The organism is Cupriavidus sp. DL-D2, assembly GCF_039710735.1.
GTDB lineage: Bacteria > Pseudomonadota > Gammaproteobacteria > Burkholderiales > Burkholderiaceae > Cupriavidus.
This window is the reverse complement of sequence record NZ_JBDKXK010000095.1, coordinates 1-17,622: the sequence shown is the minus strand read 5'-3', so window position 1 is coordinate 17,622 and position 17,622 is coordinate 1. Positions and strand designations below refer to the sequence as shown.

Genomic DNA, 17,622 nt, shown 5'->3' with positions numbered 1-17,622 from the left:
AGCTTTTCGTACCGTCACTTATTGCACTGAAAACGAGGAGACCCCTATTTGATGCAGTGCATGGCCCGCGCACGTGCCACAACTTCGCGGGCGTGCTGGATATAGGCCGGGTCAGCCGTGGCTTCGGCATCGGCCAGGAACGCGGCTATGGCTTCGGCGGTTTGCAAGTCCTCGGGCAGCAGCTCACGGCCAACGGCCGGGGCATCCACCCATTCGCGCTGCTCCGGCGGCAACGGATGTTGGCTGGCTGCTTTGGCTTCGGCCAGCAGCTCATCGAGCGTGTAGCGCACCCGGTTGGCCGAGACGGCGCGGGCCGGGTCGGCTTTCAGCGCGTCATGGGCCGTGCTGGCCTTTTCATGCAGCCAGGTTTCCAGGTTCTTCGGGTCAATCATCGGCCGGCCTCATCGACCAGCGCCGCCAAGCGTTCCAGGTCATCGACCGAATGCGCACGGAAGCGGCCGGCCAGCAGCTCGCCCAGCTCGGCCAGCGTCAATCCAAGAGCCGCCGCCGCTTGGTCGTTCGACAACTGCCGCGCCGTGATGGCCTGGCCGATCTTGGTTACGAGCGTGGCCTTGGCCTGCATTTCGCCGGCGTCGGGGCTGCTCAGGTCGGCATAGACGTTCGTGCTGCCTTCATGAATTTCCGGCGTGTCGTCGGCGTTCAGGTCGGCGAACAGGGCTTCGACGGAATCGAACCGCTTCAAGCCGCCCTGTCGGGCTTCTTCAATTGCTTCCTCGGTTTCTTTCCTGCCCATGTTCAACCCCGTTCTTATCAACGCTTCGAGCGATTCACCAAGCGCACGACCAGGAGCATATCCTTAGTAGGGTGCCCGTTGAACGCGCATCAAAGCCAAAGTGCCAAGGGCCATCAGTACAGCAGCAAGGCCGAATCCAAACGCTGGCGAGATAGCCGTCCAGAGCAATCCGACGCTGGCGCTAGACAGGAATTTCGCGCCGCCGTTGACGGTGCCCAATGCCCCATAGCTCAAGGCCAACTTGTCAGGCTCAACCATTTCGGCCGTGACTGTGGATTCGAGGGCTTCTTGAACCGCGACATAGAGGCCGGCGACAAAGAAGAGTGCGGCGAGTAGCGGCACGCTGTCAGTCCCCATCCAGAATGCGAGAGCGGTTAGCACGGCTGTCAGGGTGCCGAGCACGTAGCCTGAAACAAGCACCTGCACGTGGCCGATGCGGTCGGCCAAGTAGCCGACCGGATACGACATGATGACCTGCACCACATTCCGCCAGACATAGAGAAGGCCCGCGACTTGGGCGGCCTTGACCACGCCGAATTTTGGGGTCAGCAGCGTGGTGGCGGCCAGGATCAGCAAGCTATGCGAGAAGTCACCCACGCCGAAGATGCCCACTGCGCCGAGATACCGCTTGAAGCGCGTAGGCAAACCGCGCACAGTGCTAAAAAATTTCAGTGCCGGGTTGGGCGAGTGCTGGGGGTCTTGAACCAGCGTGAGGAAGGCCAGCACGGCCAGCACGCCCGGAATTACGGACAGCCACAGCACGAAGCGGAACGGCCCTGCCGAGCTGTCCCAATGCACTTCCTGCGCCCAGCCTAAAAGGGCCACACCCAGCAGCGGGCCGGCGACAGCGCCCACAGTATCGGCCGCCCGGTGGAAGCCGAAAGCGCGCCCCCGTGTATCTGGCGACACCGCCTGAATCACGATGGCATCGCGCAGCGGGCCTCGCAGACCCTTCCCGAACCATGACACGATCCGACCCAGTAGCAGCAGAGGCCAACCCGCCGCCAGGGCGATCAGCGCCTGGCCGACCGGCGTCAGGCCATAGCCCACCAACACCAGCAGTTTGCGATGACCGAGCTTATCGGCGATGTAGCCTGACACCATCTTGGTGAAGGCGGCCACCGCATCGGCAATTCCTTCGATGATGCCCAGCGCCGCCGCTGGTATGCCCAGCACGGCCAGGAAGCCCGGCAGAATGACGGTCGTGGTTTCGTAGCAGAAATCGCCCAAGGCACTCGTGATCCCTGCGCCGGCGACGGTTCGATTGAACCAGCTCGTCGCCCTGCCTTCCTGGCCGGCCGACAGTGCAGCCTCTGTAGGTTCGCTCATTTCGCTATTCCTTTCGGGCTGCGGCTTGAGGCGCAGCCGTTGGGCCAATGTGGGGGGAAACATGGATGCTCCATCGCTTCATTGCGTCAGCTCGAATGTGGCAAGCACCGGGTAGTGATCGGACGCCGCATCGGTGATCTCGTTGCGGATGACCTGGTAGCTGCGGGCCTTGGCCGCGAGCGCCTGGGAGGCCAACAGGTAGTCGCAGCGCATCGTGGCGAACTCCACATCGCGGTAGGCCGCCGTAGGCACGGTCGGCGTGGCGGCCGCATCCAGGCGGTGGCCAAGATCGACCCACCCCGCCGCTTCCAGGTGTGCCAACACGCTGCGATCCAGCCCATGCAGGTCGTCGGCCAGGTAGCGGGCGCGGTGATGCGAGGCGAGCGCCGGCCAGTCCTCGGGCTCGGGATCGTGCGGCGAAGCGGAATTGAAATCTCCAGTGACGAGCGTGAGCTTGTCCGGGGCCGCCTGCACAGCCAGGTAGGCGGCTTCGCGCCGGCGCACGGCCGGGCCATTGGGGCACAGGTGCGCGCTGATGAACGTGACTGGATCGCTGCTGCCGGGCACCGCGACCTTCAGGGTCGCCAGCGCGTGGTGGAAGTGCGCGCCGTCCACGTCGAAGGCCAGCGGCCGCAGCGGCTCGCGGATGAAGATGGCGACGTTCTGGCCGGTGCGCGGCGCAACGGCCAGGAAGCCGCGCATGCCGATGCTGTCTTCCGTGGCGTACAGCCAGGCCGAGCCGTTGGCGTCGAAGCCCTTGGCCTCCTGCATTAAGAAAACGTCGGGCCTCACCTGGTTGATGAGGTCGATTTGTGCCTGGGCACGGGCATCGTTCGCGCCATCGCGGCCGGCGAACAGGGTGTTGTAGGTGAGAACGGTCAGTGGCACGGAGTACTCCTTGGGTCAGCGGTTTTCGTCGTGCGCCTCGAACACGCGCTGCGCATAGGCATCGAGCAGCACCTCGCAGTTGTGCAGTCGCTGCTGCGCCTCGGCCGCGCGGGTCGCACCGTAGAAGTCGAGCTTCCGAATCTTCTCCAGCCAGGTCTGGAGTTTTTTGAGATCGGCGTCGTTTTCTTCGAGTTCGGCATAGGTGAAGTGGCTGGCCGCTGTTTCCTTGGCGATCTCGGCATCGAAGTCACCGCACTTGTCGATGAACTCGGTGTATTCCTCGTCGCGGTCGGCCTTGAAGCGCGCCACCACCTTCTCTTCTTGCGCCTTGTCCAAGGCGACTGTCTCAAGCAGCACCGATTCGCCTGCCATTTCGTTGATCTCGTTTTCGATGATCTTGAGACGGCGGGTGTGGTCATCGGTCTTGGGCAGCAGGCAGACGCCGTTCTGCAAGTAGATGGCTCCCATGCCCTTGAGCTTGCGCCAGAGTGCAATGCGCTTCTTGGCGGGTTCGGCGGGCACCTTGTACGTGAGCAACAGCCAGTTTTGTATCTTCATGAGAACAATCATAATGCAACGGTCGTTACATTGAAAGAGTTCATTGTCTACACCCAAAAAGTGCGAGCTGCGCATACTGCGTGATACGGGTAGACCACAATGCGGAATACGTGCATAATGTGCGTTGGGAGATGGCGTTCCTCCTGCCCCAACCGCAGCCGTTCCAGGCTGCTGATGACGCCTACAGACACCTGACCACGGTCGGGGCTGTAGGCGCTCGCGTTCACATCCCTAGCCGTTGGTCAGCCCGATTCATTTCGAGCAGACATGACCAATGCGCCGATTCCGTCCCGAACAACTTGAGCTGCTGCCCTACATCGGCAAGTGGCTTGTCATTGCCAGCGTGGTGGCCTTCTTGGCCGGCACCGCTTCCGCCTTCTTTCTTGTGTCCTTGGATCGCGCCACGAGCTGGCGCGAAGCGCACCGCTGGGTCATCTGGTTGCTGCCGGTAGCCGGCTTCGCTGTCGGATGGATCTACCACCTGATGGGCAAGGCCGTCGATGGTGGTAACAACCTCATCATTGACGAGATTCACGATCCCAAGAAGGTCGTGCCGCTGCGCATGGTGCCGCTGGTGCTGGGCGGCACGGTCGTTTCCCACCTGTTTGGTGCATCGGTGGGCCGCGAGGGAACTGCCGTGCAGATGGGGGGCGCGCTGGCCGACCAGCTCACCCACCTGTTTCGTCTGAAACACGAGGATCGGCGCATCCTGTTGATGGCCGGCATCAGTGCCGGCTTCGCGTCCGTGTTCGGGACGCCGCTGGCCGGTGCCGTGTTTGGCCTCGAAGTGCTTGCCATTGGGCGCATGCGCTATGACGCGCTGTTCCCCTGTGTGGTGGCCGGCATCGTCGCCGACCAGGTGTGCCTGGCCTGGGGCGTCCATCACACGCACTACGCAATGGGCGAGATCGTGCCCATCGGCTTCTGGAGCGTGATGGCCGTGGTCGCGGCTGGGATCGTGTTTGGTCTCGTGGGCATGGTGTTCGCCACGGCCACCCACCAATTGAGCGCGTGGGTCAAACGCCTGATTCACTACGCGCCGCTCCGGCCTGCCGCCGGCGGTATCGTCATCGCCACGGCGGTGTGGGCGCTCGATGCCTACAACTACATCGGCCTGGGCATCCCTGACATTGTTCGTTCCTTCCAGGAGCCGATGGCGCCCTGGGACTTCCTCGGCAAGATGGCATTCACGGTCGTCTCGCTGGGCACGGGATTCAAGGGCGGCGAAGTCACGCCGCTGTTCTACATCGGTGCGACGCTGGGCAACGCTCTGGCCCCGCTGCTGCATTTGCCGTTTCCCATGCTGGCCGGCATCGGCTTCGTCGCCGTGTTCGCGGGAGCTGCCAATACCCCTATCGCCACGACTCTCATGGCGATGGAGCTATTCGGAGCAGAGATCGGCCCGCTGGCCGCCATAGGCTGCATCACGGCCTATCTGTTCTCAGGCCACACCGGCATCTACCACGCCCAGCGCGTGGGCCACAGCAAACACAGCAAGCACCGCAGCACCGTTCCCGAAGAACTGCGCATTGCCGACCTGGCGCACTTCCGCAAGCAGAAGAGCGAACCAGCGAAAGACGCGCCGCAGGCAACGGAGAGCGCGACCCAAACAGGCGACCAGAGCAAGGAAAACACCCAATGACCTCGAAAGCCACCCAGCAGCACATCGCCGCCTTGCGGCTGTATTTCCCGATTGCTACCAAGGCGAAGGTGACGCGCTTCTGGCATCACTTGAGCGCGCCGGCCCTTGCGCACCATCTGCTGACGGTCGCCAAGAAGGCCAACATCGTGCAAGCCATGCTGCACCAGGTCAGTTCGGGCTACCTGCCCGGCGAACGCCTGTCGCACCACCATCCCGAATTGACAGGCATGCGGCACCCGCAATGCCTGGAGTTGCTGGATACCGAAGAGCGCCTGCGCGATTTCATGCACGAGCATGCCGAGGAACTGCGCAAAGTGCATGCAGTCCTGTTCCTGTGCGAATTGCCGTTGGGCCGCCACCGCGCCGCGCACGCGACACATGCCAGCAAGGCCAGCTAACGATGGCCGGCGCATACGCAATCCTCGCTCTCAGCATCGGCTCGGTGATCGGTGCCTTGGTGCGTTATGGCTTGAGCTTGAGCATGAACGCGCTCGTGCCGCACATCCCGATGGGCACCTTGGCATCCAACCTGATCGCGGCCTACATCGTCGGTGTCGCCATCGCCTATTTCGGCTCGGCACCGAACCTGTCGCCCGCCTGGCGGCTGTTTGTCATCACCGGCCTGGCCGGCGGAATCTCTACCTTCTCGACGTTCTCGGCCGAGCTGCTAACGCTGCTGCGCGAAGGTCGCCTCGGATGGTCGGCCGGCATGGTGGCCCTGCACGTGGGCGGCTCGCTGGTGATGACCGCGCTGGGCATGGCAACGCTTTCACTCGCCCGACAACCCTCACCCTAGGAGACGCTATGAAAGGCTATCAACTCACGTTCTTCACGGAGCAAGACCGCCGGCACCGGCACACGCCTATCGGCGAGTGGCTGCTGAAATTCGCCAAGGAGCAAGGCGCTGTCGGTGGCACGTTGGTTGGCGGGGCGGAAGGATTCGACCACGCCGGGCGCTTCCATTCCGTGCATTTCTTCGAGCTGGCAGACCAGCCGCTTGCAATCACCGTCTCGGTGGACGAGGCGGCATGCCAGCGCCTGATGGATGCGCTCGCCCAGGAAGAAATTGATCTGACCTACGTGAAAGTGCCCGTCGAGTACGGGCGCGTAGGAAACGCTAAGAAGTGATCGGCGAGCTGCGCCGAAATTAACCCTCAACCACAAGGAGACGCACTATGTTGACCGTTCGCAATCTTCCCCCTGAACCCACTTTGTCCGACTGGTTCCGGGACAACAACAAGCTGCTCGCCGGACTCATCTTGTGGGCGGCTGTCCTGTTGTGCATTGCCGGTGCGGCGGCCCCTCGTTTGGTCGAGTCCGCTTGGTACAACGTCAGCTTCGTCGAAGGCGGTTTGATGTACGACCGCATGCCGGATGAAGCGGCGTGCCGTGCCAGCGTGGCGGACAACACCACCGCGTGTCTCTCGGGTGCGGAACTGAACGGGAATGGCTCCGGCCATTGAGAACACCTCATGTTGAGCAGGGGCCGGGGCATTGCTCCCGACGCCCTGCGCACCTTTTGCATCGGAGTCAGCTATGGAGTCTGCGATCCAGACGATACACGCCCGCGAAATTCTGGATTCACGCGGCAATCCCACCATCGAGGTGGATGTGCGGCTGACCGGCGGCGCGACCGGCCGGGCAGCCGTACCTTCGGGCGCATCGACTGGCATCCATGAGGCGGTCGAGTTGCGCGACGACGACCCGCACCGCTTTGAAGGCAAAGGCGTGCGCAGAGCCGTCGCCCACGTCAACAAGGCCATCGGAGCCGTCTTGCATGGCCTGGACGCGCAGGATCAAGCCGCCATCGACCACGCCCTGATCGCGTTCGACGGCACGCCGAACAAGGCCCGGCTCGGGGCCAACGCCATCCTGGGCGTCAGCTTGGCCGTCGCGCGGGCTGCGGCACAGACGGCCGGGCTGCCGCTGTTCCAGTACCTGGGCGGCGCGCAAGCCTGCCGTATGCCGGTGCCGATGTTCAACATCCTCAACGGCGGCGTGCATGCCAACTGGCAGGGTACGGACTTCCAGGAATTCATGATCGCTCCGGTTGGCGCGGCAACCTTCGCCGAAGGCGTGCGCTGGGGTGCGGAGATTTACCATCGCCTGCGCGCCACGTTGAAAGAGCGTGGCTACTCCACGGCGGTCGGCGATGAAGGCGGCCTTGCTCCTGCCTTGAAGCACAACAGCGACGCGGTAGAGCTGATCCTCGCGGCCATCGAGAGCGCCGGCTACACGCCGGGCGAGGATGTGGTGATCGCGCTCGATCCTGCATCCAGCGGCTTCTACGAGAACGGCCTGTACCACCTGCGCAGCGAAGACCGCCATGTCACGGCGGAGCAGATGGTGGAGCTGTATGCCGACTGGATCGCCCGGTATCCCATCGCCGTGCTGGAAGACGGACTGGCGGAAGACGACTGGACTGGCTGGAAGCTGCTGAATCAGGCGCTGGGAAGCAGGATCGAACTGGTTGGTGATGATCTGTTCGTCACCAACGTAGAACGCATCGAGCGTGGCATCCGCGAGGACGTGGCCAATGCGGTGCTCATCAAGCCCAACCAGATCGGCACGCTCACCGAAACCCGTGCCGCTGTGGATACGGCCTATCTGGCTGGCTGGGGCGCAATGGTGTCGCACCGCAGCGGCGAAACCGTGGACAGCTTCATTGCCGACCTCACCGTGGCGCTGGGCACAGGCCATCTCAAAACGGGCGCGCCATGTCGTGGCGAGCGCGTCGAAAAGTACAACCAGCTCATGCGCATCGAAGAAGTGCTGGGCAAGGCCGCCGTCTATGCCGGACATGCCGCGTTCGTGCGGTGACTGATCTTTTAGCTACATGGAGCAGACCTTATGACGACCATCATCCTGACACGCCACGGCCACGTGGATTGGATTTCCCCCGAACGTTTCCGTGGACGGGCCGAAATCCCACTGTCCGAGCTGGGGCAGCGACAGGCCAAAGCTCTCGGCCAGCGCGTAGCTCAAACATGGAAGCCGGACGCGATCTACACCAGTCCGCTGGGCCGTTGCGTGCGGACTGGCGCGGAGATAGGCGAAGCAACGGGCACCAAGCCTGAAATTCTCGATGACCTGGCCGACACGCACTAGGGGTCGTCTCAGAAAACGGAAAATAAAGCACGCTAAGCCGGTTGCAACGGTCGTAGCGGCCTGAACTTGCCCGCGCCGATCTTGGCGCTGCTGCGCCACAGGTAATCGCCAGTCAGGTTGATGTGCTCCCAGCCCAGCGGCGACAGGTACTGCAACAGCGCGTCATCGACGGCATGGCCGTTGCCACGCAGCCCGTGTGCCGCCCGCCCCAGATAGACCGTGTTCCATAAAACGACGGCCGCCGTCACCAAGTTGAGGCCGCTGGCCCGGTAGCGCTGCTGCTCGAAGCTGCGGTCGCGGATTTCGCCCAGCCGGTTGAAGAACACGGCGCGGGCCAGCGCGTTGCGCGCTTCGCCCTTATTGAGTCCGGCGTGGACACGTCGGCGCAGTTCTACGCTTTGCAGCCAGTCGAGGATAAACAGCGTGCGCTCGATGCGGCCCAACTCGCGCAGGGCCACGGCCAGACCGTTCTGACGCGGGTAACTGCCGAGCTTCCTGAGCATCAGTGAGGCCGTCACCGTGCCCTGCTTGATTGAGGTGGCCAGCCGCAGGATTTCGTCCCAGTGGGCACGAATAGCCTTGATGTTCAGCTTGTCGCTGCTAATCATCGGTTTGAGCACGTCATAACTGGCTTCGCCCTTGGGGATGAACAGCTTGGTATCACCCAGGTCGCGGATGCGCGGCGCAAAGCGGAAGCCCAGCAGGTGCATCAGGGCAAAGACGTGATCGGTGAAGCCTGCCGTGTCAGTGTAGTGCTCTTCGATCCGCAGGTCGGACTCGTGGTATAGCAAGCCGTCGAGCACATAGGTCGAGTCGCGCACGCCGACGTTGACTACCTTGGTGTGGAATGGCGCGTACTGGTCAGATATATGGGTGTAGAAGGTTCGCCCAGGGCTGCTGCCATATTTCGGGTTGATGTGGCCGGTACTTTCGGCCTTGCTCCCGGTTCGGAAGTTCTGGCCGTCCGACGATGACGTGGTGCCGTCGCCCCAGTGTTCGGCGAAGGGGTGTCGGAATTGGGCGTTCACCAATTCAGCCAGCGCTGTCGAATAGGTTTCGTCGCGGGTATGCCAGGCTTGCAGCCAGGCGAGCTTGGCGTAGGTTGTGCCGGGGCAGGGGTGAAGAGGGAAAACGGAAAAAATCAGGCGCTAAGACATAATGAGGGGTCGAGGTGCAGCGGAACGGCAAACCAGGTTAAGGCCACTCCTGACTTTTTCGTTGCTTGCTGGGTTATGCAGTGGCCGCAGCCAGCCCTTGGCTACTGCTTCCAACACAGAGTAGGAATACTGGCCAAGCATGTTGATGTGCTCATGCAGTAACGGCGGCAGCCTGGCCATGTCATCATCTCGAACATCAGAGCTGACATAAAACAGCAGCGGTATCCCAGTGCTCAGCGAGAGCCGAAGAAGCTGTCGATTTTCTCGGTTAGTGTTGCGCGCGAAAGCTCACCCATATGCCGCTTGTATAGCCGGCCTTGAGCATCATAGAACAGCGTTGTGGGGTAACCAGACGAACCAGTTCGGGCACTTACCTGCTTGGCCGGATCGAGAACGATATTTGGCATTTGTAACCCATTCGCGTCGAGGTAGCTTTGTACGGTTGCTGCTGATTCTCCTTGATTCGCAAACACGAAGTGGATTTCTGGATGGGCTAGCTGTGCAGCCTTTAATACAGGCATCTCACGTCGGCACGGCGGACACCAAGTTGCCCAAAGATTGATAATCAAGGGGCGGCCCACAAAGGCACTGAGCGGCACAGTTGTGTTGTCGAGGCGGCGTACCTCAATTGTCGGGACAGGCACACCCACCGGCGTAAGGGCATGATTCAGCGCACTTCCTCCGAAAAAGACAAAGCAACCCGTCAAGGTTGCAGTCAGAAGCGGCCTACGTAGTGTCGTCGAGCGCCGTGACAATTCCATGCCAACCAAAACGGCCGTCGCGAAACCGGCCAGGTTGTCGAAGCCTCCATCACGAAAGTCGATGATCGACAATGGAGCATTGGAATAAATCTCATGATGTCTTAATACGAAGATCGAGCGTCCGGCGAGGAAACCGAACACGATCATCTTCCAAAGAACGGGGCCCGGATCGACACCGCGCCTCGTGCGGAACCACGCGGCAACAGAATGGGCAAGCGTTATGCCTGCTAAGAGTAGTGCTACTTGTACAGGGACGACGAGCGGCCCAAATCGTACAGCATCCAAAAAGTGGCTCCCTGAATCGAAATTTGTGAACTTTAACTTGCAGTTCTAGTTGCGAATGAACATCTATTTGGCCGTGACTTGCCTGACGAAGCTGGCGAAATCAGCGGAACCCTGAAGGTTGAACCCCATGGTTTGCGCTTCCTCGAACGTGCGTTCCGCTGTCCACCCATTCTGCTTTGCACGACTAAGCGCGAGCAGCAACGCGGCCCTCGTGCCAGTGGCGCAATGCAGTAAATGCGGCCCTTGTGTTCTCTGCATTACTTGACTTAACTCGTCAATCTGCTGCTCTGACAGGGCTGTCTTGTTGACTGGTACATTGAAGTAATCCAGTCCACTGTTCCTGACCAACTCGGCGTTCGAGGTGGCCGTTTCCCCAGGCGTACGCATGTCAATTACGGTGTGAATGCCTTGCTGCTTCGCCTCCACCAAATCCTGCCCCGAAGGCTGGGGACCGATGAACAGGCCATCCCCTATTTGCTTGAAGTTTGTCATTTCAATTTCTCCGTTGGTTAGCGGCACGTCAGCCCTGCGGGCTCTGGGTCATCTGGCGGCAATAGCTGGCCAAGTTCTCTGGCAGGTCTGGGGGACAGACGCCACATTGCTTATTCCCCGGGACAGCGTAGTCAATGAACTTAGGGTATGGAAGGTTCAGCTTGGCCATGATGTCCCTGAACTCTTCGAGCGTCTTTTCCCCGCCCAGGCGGGGATTACGCTTCTTTTCCTGCGCGATCGAGGAGACAAAACGCTGCTGGTAGTCGTGCGCCGGGTAGACCAAGGTTTCGTCGGGCAAAGCAAACAGCTTCTCTCGCACGCTTTTGTAGAGCGCATCGGCATCACCGTTTTGAAAGTCAGTCCTGCCACACCCCTCGATAAGTAAGGCGTCGCCTGTGAATACGCGGTCATTTAAAAGATAGGCAAAGTGCCCGTCGGTATGGCCGGGGGTATGCAGGGGCTGCAAAGTAATACCCCCGACCTGAAATGGCCTGCCTTCTTCGATGCCGACATCGGCACATGACAACTGATCGTAGGCAGGCGCGGCAATCTTGCTACCCACGGCACGCTTCATTTCCAAAGCTGCGGTGATGTGGTCGGCATGGATATGGGTATCGACCGTGTAAGCCAAGGTCAGACCTAACCTGTGCACCTCGGCCAGATCCCGATCCATGGTCGCAATCACGGGATCGATGAGGACTGCCTGTCCCGTGTCCTCGTCCCCCAGCAGATAGGTATAAGTGCTCGACAGGGGTTCGTACAGTTGTCTAAAAATCATGGGCGCTCCTTAATAGTCGTCGTGATCAGAGTTCGACACATGGATCATCGTCTCTACGTTTAATATATTATGTTATGGTATAATGTTCGTGTAAAGTGTTACTTTTAAACGGATCTACGTGGCCATGCCAAAGCAAATTGATTTAGTGAAACTGCATGCCGCAGCTGGGGAGGCTAGCAAGCTTCTGAAGGTACTGTCCAACCCCGACCGTATGCTCTTGCTATGCCAGATGACGCAGGGCGAGTTCTCGGTCAAAGAGCTGGAAACCATCACTGGGATCTTGCAGCCTACGCTTTCACAGCAGCTGACCGTGCTCCGCGAAGAGCGACTAGTGAATACGCGCCGTGAGGGCAAGCAGATCTTCTACAGCATCTCCAGTAGTGAGGCACTGGCAGTGCTACAGGTGTTGTACCAACTTTACTGCCCAACGTAATAGGAGGCTGTAATGATGATTGACTGGAACAATTTCACGCCCTGGACGTCGCTGGCGGGTGGGCTGATGATCGGAATAGCCACGGCACTGTTCTTGGTATTTAACGGAAGAATTGCGGGCATCAGTGGCATCGTGGGTGGCCTGTTAACGCCCGCAAGGGGCGATATCGCCTGGCGTCTTGCGTTCGTGGGCGGCCTAGTGCTTTCTCCTCTCGTGTTTTCAAGCATCGCTCCCCTGCCCCAAGTGCACATCGAGGCCGGTTACCCGGTCTTGATCCTGGCCGGACTGCTGGTAGGGATCGGTACCCGTTACGGTTCGGGCTGCACTAGCGGACATGGCGTGTGCGGGCTGTCGCGTCGCTCCCCGCGTTCGATGGTGGCTACCGTAGCCTTTATGTCCGCCGGATTCGTGACCGTCTACGTTGTTCGCCATCTTGTCGGCTAAGGGAGCAAAAATGAAAATCTTCATGTCGCTGTTGGTCGGCCTGTTGTTCGGCTTGGGGCTTATTTTGTCCGGCATGAGCGACCCCGCGAAGGTGCTCGGCTTTTTGGACCTGGCCGGAAACTGGGACCCGTCGCTTGCGTTCGTGATGGGCGGCGCTGTAGTCGTCGGCGCGCTGGTGTTTCCGTTCGCGGCCAAACGTCCGAGATCGATCCTGGGCGACGCCATGCGCTTGCCGACGGCTACGCAAATTGACCGCCGTCTCGTGCTCGGCGGACTCGCGTTCGGCGTCGGCTGGGGCCTGGCCGGCTATTGTCCCGGTCCTGCGCTCGCATCGCTCGCACAAGGCGGCGCCAAACCCTTGCTGTTCTTCATCGCCATGCTGGTCGGAATGGCGTTGTTTGAACTGCTCGAACGAGCAAAAGCCAAAGCCGCATCACCGGCCGCGTAACCGGGGCTGTGATGATTACGGGTCTTCTCTTGGGGGCGGTGGTAGGTATTGTCATGGGTCTGACAGGAGCTGGGGGAGGCATTCTCGCGGTCCCACTTCTTGTCTTCGGCATGCACTTAACGATCGCCGAAGCCGGCCCCGTTGGCCTGCTCGCCGTCGGTGTTTCTGCCGCAGCAGGTGCTTTGATGGGCTTAAAGGCTGGGATTGTGCGCTACCGCGCGACCGTGCTCATTGCCGGCACTGGCATCCTGCTCGCGCCACTCGGTGTATGGTTGGCTCACCGTTTGGACACGCGACTGCTCAGCCTGTTGTTTGCCGCTATTCTCGCCTGGGTCGCATATAAAACCTTCCGTGAAATCGTCGGCCGCAGTGTCGAGTCCACCTCTCTTACTCTGGATCGACCCTGCATTCGGGACGACATGAGTGGACGGTTTATCTGGACGAGCAAGTGCGCCGGCGCCTTATCGATCGCAGGTGCCATTGCGGGCATTCTGTCCGGTTTGCTCGGGGTAGGCGGCGGGTTCGTCATGGTGCCGGCCTTGCAGCGTTTCACGGATTTAGCGGTGCAATCGGTCGTCGCTACCTCGCTCGGTGTTATCGCACTTGTTTCGCTAACTGGCGTAGCGGCCAGCCTATCTACAGGAAAATTTCCCCTTGGTGTCGCGCTCCCGTTCGCAGCAGGAAGCATAGTCGGGATGGGAGTCGGCAGTGTGCTCACCTCGCGGCTTCCGCAAAAGTATCTGAAAGCTGCTTTCGGGGTGATATGTCTCGGGGTCGCTGCAATGATGACTTTTAAATCACTGTAGAGGAAACGATCGATAACACAACCCATATGCTCCTGCTGGCTCTCTTGGCCAGAGAATCACTCGTTCGTAGAACAGCATTAAGAAACCCCGTTCGCATTTTCGCCGTCACCTAAGCATGTGAGCTTAGGCTATAGCTCAGACTGACATTATTATTGCTGCGCCGCCGCAAAGAAGGTAAAATGCCCCCTCCCAAAGAATCAGCAAGCCAACTATCGGAGTTCCTACCCGTGTAAGCCTCTTTCTCGCTGCGAGCCAGCTTCAACCACACACCACGCTCGCACGAGGCTGCACGTCCGATTCACTGCGTCTTGCTGGCCCCGGATCACTCGGGGTTCGTTCTCTATTCCGTTGGCCGGGAAGACGCGCTTGCGTTCGCCCCAACTGCCACCACTGGCTGGCAACCACAACGGAATAGAAGAATGATGAAATCCTTACGCCAGGACTGGCTTTCCAATGTCCGAAACGACTTACTAGCGGGCATCGTCGTCGCGCTAGCGCTTATCCCCGAGGCGATTGCCTTCTCGATCATTGCGGGCGTCGATCCCAAGGTCGGCCTGTACGCCTCATTCAGCATTGCCGCGATCATTGCCTTTGCAGGTGGTCGCCCTGGCATGGTGTCTGCGGCCACAGGTGCGATGGCGCTGCTGATGGTCACGCTGGTTAAGGATCATGGCCTGCAATACCTGCTGGCCGCCACAGTGCTGACCGGCGTGCTGCAAATTCTCGCGGGCTGGCTCAAGCTCGGCGCATTGATGCGCTTTGTCTCACGCTCGGTCATCACCGGCTTTGTCAACGCGCTGGCCATCCTGATCTTTATGGCTCAGTTGCCCGAGCTGACCAACGTGACGTGGCATGTCTATGCCATGACAGCAGCAGGTCTGGGCATCATCTACCTCTTCCCCTACATCACCAAGGCTGTGCCGTCGCCGCTGGTCGCCATCGTCGTACTGACTGCCGTAGCGATCTTCCTTGGCCTCGACGTTCGCACCGTGGGCGACATGGGCCAGTTGCCCGATAGCCTGCCAATCTTCTTGCTGCCTGATGTGCCGCTAAACCTGGAAACCCTCGGGATCATTTTCCCTGTGTCGGTGACCCTGGCGGTCGTTGGTCTGCTCGAATCCATGATGACGGCTTCTATCGTCGATGAGCTGACCGATTCCAACAGCAATAAGAACCGCGAATGCGTGGGCCAAGGCGTCGCCAACATCGCTTCCGGCTTCCTGGGCGGCATGGCGGGTTGCGCCATGATCGGCCAGTCGGTCATCAACGTGAAGTCCGGCGGCCGGGGCCGACTCTCCACGCTGGCCGCTGGCGTATTCCTGTTGCTGATGGTCGTGTTCATCGGCGACTGGGTTTCCCGCATCCCAATGGCTGCATTGGTCGCGGTGATGATCATGGTGGCCATCGGCACCTTCAACTGGGCCTCGATCCGCGACCTGCGCAAATACCCCAAAAGCTCCAGCATGGTGATGCTGGCCACCGTGGTGGTGACCGTCAGCACGCATGACCTGGCGCAAGGCGTGCTGGTCGGCGTGTTGTTGTCGGGCTTCTTCTTCGCCCACAAGGTCGGTCAGATACTCCGCGTGACCTCGCGCGCCGAGGACGAGGGGCGCACCCGCACTTACACCGTTACAGGGCAGGTGTTCTTTGCGTCGGCAGAGCGCTTTGTCAACGCCTTCGATTACAAGGAAGTCATCGAGAAGGTACGTATCGACGTGAGCCGCGCCCACTTCTGGGACATCACCGCCGTCAGCGCCTTGGACAAGGTCGTCATCAAGTTCCGGCGCGAGGCCGCCGAGGTGGAAGTCATCGGACTGAACGAGGCCAGCACCACGATGGTGGACAAGTTCGCCGTGCATGACAAAGACGGTGCCGACGACATGCTGATGGGCCACTGAAAGGGAGCACGATCATGAAGAACGAAAACAAAGTCTTGGCCTGCGTGGATCAATCCCGCTTTGCCGACTACGTGGCCGACTATGCTGCATGGGCCGCGCGTCGCATGGACGCCCCGCTGGAGTTCCTGCACGTCATCGACCCCCATCCCGAGCAGGGGTCGGGCGAAGACCGTAGCGGAGCCATCGGCGTCAACGCCCAGGAGGAACTGCTGGTCAAGTTGTCGGAAGAGGACGAGTCCCGTGCCAGGAGTGCCCGCGAGCAAGGGCGCATTTTTTTGAACCGGCTGCGCGAGCGGGCCACCGCTGCCGGTGCCGCATTGGTGGATGTTCGCCAGCGTCACGGCGAGCTGGAAGAGACATTGGTCGAGCAGGCCGAAGGCGTGCGCCTGTTGGTGCTGGGTCGCCGTGGAGAGTCCGCAGACACCGCGCAACGGGATCTCGGGCGCAATGTCGAACGAGTCGTGCGTGCCTTGAACAGACCCATCCTGACCATCACCGAAGACTTTCACGAACCGCAGCGCGTGATGATCGCCTTCGATGGCGGCAACGTCACCCGGCGGGGGGTAGAGATGGTCGCCGGCAGTCCATTGTTCCGTGGCTTGCCGATCACCTTACTGATGGCGGGCAAGGAGAGCCAGGACGCGCCCAAGCAGTTGGGTTGGGCCACAACCACTTTGGAGGCCGCAGGGTTTGAAGTCACGGCATTCCTGACTCCTGGTGACGCAGAAACAGTAATCGCCACGGCAGTGAAGGAACGGGCCATTGACATGCTCATCATGGGCGCGTTCGGCCACTCATCGCTGCGCAGCCTGTTGTTTGGCAGCAAAACCGCTGACCTGCTGCGCGCTTCGACCATCCCAACGCTTCTGCTGCGATAACGAAGGAGTCGCCTCAATGGACATCTGTAGGGTGTCGCGTATTGACGCCCTCCAACAACAAGCCCTCGCCCAGGGATTGCTGGAGCGACTGACTATTCGCAAGCGGAAGGTCGAGGCAGCACTGGCCCGCCTCGACTCTGGCACCTATGGGCTGTGCTGCGCCTGTCACAGTGATTTGGAGCCGGAACGGTTGAACGCCGATCCGGCTGTCGTATTCTGCCAGGAGTGCACGATAGAGCGTCAATGAAAACGCCAGATTGATCTTAAACGGTAGAGCCGTTTTGCCTCTAAGCGTGCTCTATTTTCCGTTTTCTGAGGCGACCCCCACTATGGCGAATGGCAGGGCCTCACGCATGAGGAAGTGCGCGCCCGCTGGCCGGAGGAACATCGGATCTGGTTCGAGGCACCAGACCTCGCCGCCATCCCCGGCGGCGAAACGCTCGCTCAGGTTCTGGTGCGCGGCATCAGCGTGCTGCAACGGGTGTTGAAGAAGCACAAGGGACAAACCGTGGTTTTGGTCGGCCACGACAGCATCAACCGGGTGATCCTGACGCACACCCTCGGCTTGCCCTTGTCCCGCTATTGGCGGATCAAGCAGGAGCCGTGCTGCATCAACGAGATTTTCCTCGATGGTGAGACCTTCACGATTCATCGCGTCAATGAGGCCCACCACTTGGTTCATGCAACGAAAGAGCCGACCTAGCCAGTTTGGGTAGCCAAAAACTGGCCGGCCAATTTGGTTTGTGGCGTGAGTTCTTGGCCCCCTGTAATATTTGGGGCCATTTTGCGTATACCCAAAGGAGCCAGCATGAGCAGGACGAAGCCGGTGGCCGCGCCCCTGTTGGTGCAGGTCTATCTTCTTGTCAGCACTGACGCTGTCGTTTTCAGAAGACGACCGCACCATCTGACTGGATGTAACGCCTGGTGTGCATACGGCTCCTGACAGCCCAATATCAGGAGTCG

Annotated in this window: 21 protein-coding genes, 2 pseudogenes and 1 riboswitch; of the genes and pseudogenes, 14 read left to right on the top strand and 9 right to left on the bottom strand. The window is 60.5% G+C overall.

Features of this window, described 5'->3' with window-relative positions; genetic code table 11:
* Positions 1-44: 44 nt before the first annotated feature.
* The 5 genes from ABDB81_RS29130 to ABDB81_RS29110 all read right to left on the bottom strand — a co-directional run bounded on the left by ABDB81_RS29130 (position 45) and on the right by ABDB81_RS29110 (position 3,529).
* On the bottom strand, positions 45-392 hold the full coding sequence (locus tag ABDB81_RS29130; RefSeq protein WP_346814268.1) for a transcriptional regulator: 348 nt from the start codon (positions 390-392) through the stop codon (positions 45-47).
* Complete coding sequence (locus tag ABDB81_RS29125) at positions 389-754, bottom strand: XRE family transcriptional regulator (RefSeq protein WP_346814267.1); 366 nt, start codon at positions 752-754, stop codon at positions 389-391. Before ABDB81_RS29125 ends, ABDB81_RS29130 begins: the two co-directional genes overlap by 4 nt.
* A 63-nt stretch (positions 755-817) precedes the next feature.
* Complete coding sequence (locus ABDB81_RS29120) at positions 818-2,083, bottom strand: MFS transporter (protein ID WP_346814266.1); 1,266 nt, start codon at positions 2,081-2,083, stop codon at positions 818-820.
* 78 nt (positions 2,084-2,161) lie between these two features.
* On the bottom strand, positions 2,162-2,971 hold the full coding sequence (locus ABDB81_RS29115; protein ID WP_346814265.1) for an endonuclease/exonuclease/phosphatase family protein: 810 nt from the start codon (positions 2,969-2,971) through the stop codon (positions 2,162-2,164).
* Between the two features lie 15 nt (positions 2,972-2,986).
* Positions 2,987-3,529 carry a Chromate resistance protein ChrB gene (locus ABDB81_RS29110; RefSeq protein ID WP_346814264.1) on the bottom strand — a complete coding sequence of 181 codons (543 nt, stop codon included), beginning with the start codon at positions 3,527-3,529 and terminating at the stop codon, positions 2,987-2,989.
* A 118-nt stretch (positions 3,530-3,647) separates the two neighbouring features.
* A riboswitch (Fluoride riboswitch) is annotated at positions 3,648-3,720 on the top strand.
* Between the two features lie 83 nt (positions 3,721-3,803).
* Between ABDB81_RS29110 and ABDB81_RS29105 the strand changes: the two genes are divergently transcribed.
* From ABDB81_RS29105 to ABDB81_RS29075, 7 genes are all read left to right on the top strand, one after another.
* Entirely contained in the window at positions 3,804-5,171 is a 1,368-nt protein-coding gene (locus tag ABDB81_RS29105; protein ID WP_346814263.1) for a voltage-gated chloride channel family protein, read from the top strand.
* Positions 5,168-5,569, top strand: a complete 402-nt coding sequence (locus tag ABDB81_RS29100) for a hypothetical protein (protein ID WP_346814262.1) — start codon at positions 5,168-5,170, stop codon at positions 5,567-5,569. Before ABDB81_RS29105 ends, ABDB81_RS29100 begins: the two co-directional genes overlap by 4 nt.
* A 2-nt stretch (positions 5,570-5,571) precedes the next feature.
* Complete coding sequence (gene crcB / locus ABDB81_RS29095; protein WP_346814261.1) at positions 5,572-5,967, top strand: fluoride efflux transporter CrcB; 396 nt, start codon at positions 5,572-5,574, stop codon at positions 5,965-5,967.
* A gap of 8 nt (positions 5,968-5,975) precedes the next feature.
* Positions 5,976-6,299 (top strand): DUF190 domain-containing protein, encoded by a 324-nt coding sequence (locus ABDB81_RS29090; protein WP_346814260.1) that lies wholly within the window; start codon positions 5,976-5,978, stop codon positions 6,297-6,299.
* A gap of 47 nt (positions 6,300-6,346) precedes the next feature.
* The gene (locus tag ABDB81_RS29085) at positions 6,347-6,634 is read left to right on the top strand and encodes a hypothetical protein (protein WP_346814259.1); all 288 of its coding nucleotides are present in this window, start codon (positions 6,347-6,349) and stop codon (positions 6,632-6,634) included.
* 73 nt (positions 6,635-6,707) lie between these two features.
* On the top strand, positions 6,708-7,991 hold the full coding sequence (eno, locus tag ABDB81_RS29080; RefSeq protein WP_346814258.1) for a phosphopyruvate hydratase: 1,284 nt from the start codon (positions 6,708-6,710) through the stop codon (positions 7,989-7,991).
* 30 nt (positions 7,992-8,021) lie between these two features.
* Complete coding sequence (locus tag ABDB81_RS29075) at positions 8,022-8,279, top strand: histidine phosphatase family protein (protein ID WP_346814257.1); 258 nt, start codon at positions 8,022-8,024, stop codon at positions 8,277-8,279.
* A 32-nt stretch (positions 8,280-8,311) separates the two neighbouring features.
* Here the strand turns inward: ABDB81_RS29075 and ABDB81_RS29070 are convergent.
* From ABDB81_RS29070 to ABDB81_RS29055, 4 genes and pseudogenes are all read right to left on the bottom strand, one after another.
* Positions 8,312-9,394, bottom strand: a pseudogene (locus ABDB81_RS29070) (Tn3 family transposase); the annotation flags it as partial.
* A 275-nt stretch (positions 9,395-9,669) separates the two neighbouring features.
* Positions 9,670-10,344: a TlpA disulfide reductase family protein gene (locus ABDB81_RS29065; RefSeq protein ID WP_226994866.1), complete on the bottom strand. Its 675-nt coding sequence runs from the start codon at positions 10,342-10,344 to the stop codon at positions 9,670-9,672.
* Positions 10,345-10,545: 201 nt separating this feature from the next.
* Entirely contained in the window at positions 10,546-10,974 is a 429-nt protein-coding gene (locus ABDB81_RS29060) for a sulfur transferase domain-containing protein (protein WP_053821754.1), read from the bottom strand.
* A 28-nt stretch (positions 10,975-11,002) separates the two neighbouring features.
* The gene (locus ABDB81_RS29055) at positions 11,003-11,752 is read right to left on the bottom strand and encodes an MBL fold metallo-hydrolase (protein ID WP_053821755.1); all 750 of its coding nucleotides are present in this window, start codon (positions 11,750-11,752) and stop codon (positions 11,003-11,005) included.
* 124 nt (positions 11,753-11,876) lie between these two features.
* Between ABDB81_RS29055 and ABDB81_RS29050 the strand changes: the two genes are divergently transcribed.
* The 7 genes and pseudogenes from ABDB81_RS29050 to ABDB81_RS29020 form a co-directional block, all read left to right on the top strand.
* Complete coding sequence (locus ABDB81_RS29050) at positions 11,877-12,185, top strand: metalloregulator ArsR/SmtB family transcription factor (protein ID WP_053821756.1); 309 nt, start codon at positions 11,877-11,879, stop codon at positions 12,183-12,185.
* Between the two features lie 12 nt (positions 12,186-12,197).
* Positions 12,198-12,629, top strand: coding sequence for a YeeE/YedE family protein (locus ABDB81_RS29045; protein ID WP_053821757.1), 432 nt, complete (start codon positions 12,198-12,200; stop codon positions 12,627-12,629).
* A gap of 10 nt (positions 12,630-12,639) precedes the next feature.
* Complete coding sequence (locus tag ABDB81_RS29040; protein ID WP_053821758.1) at positions 12,640-13,077, top strand: DUF6691 family protein; 438 nt, start codon at positions 12,640-12,642, stop codon at positions 13,075-13,077.
* An 11-nt stretch (positions 13,078-13,088) separates the two neighbouring features.
* A complete protein-coding gene (locus tag ABDB81_RS29035; RefSeq protein ID WP_053821759.1) occupies positions 13,089-13,883 on the top strand; it encodes a sulfite exporter TauE/SafE family protein in 795 nt (264 codons plus the stop codon).
* Between the two features lie 419 nt (positions 13,884-14,302).
* A complete protein-coding gene (locus tag ABDB81_RS29030) occupies positions 14,303-15,781 on the top strand; it encodes a SulP family inorganic anion transporter (protein WP_346814256.1) in 1,479 nt (492 codons plus the stop codon).
* 14 nt (positions 15,782-15,795) lie between these two features.
* Complete coding sequence (locus ABDB81_RS29025) at positions 15,796-16,659, top strand: universal stress protein (protein WP_346814255.1); 864 nt, start codon at positions 15,796-15,798, stop codon at positions 16,657-16,659.
* Positions 16,660-16,996: 337 nt separating this feature from the next.
* A pseudogene (locus tag ABDB81_RS29020) lies at positions 16,997-17,362 on the top strand (histidine phosphatase family protein); the annotation flags it as partial.
* Between the last annotated feature and the right edge of the window lie 260 nt (positions 17,363-17,622).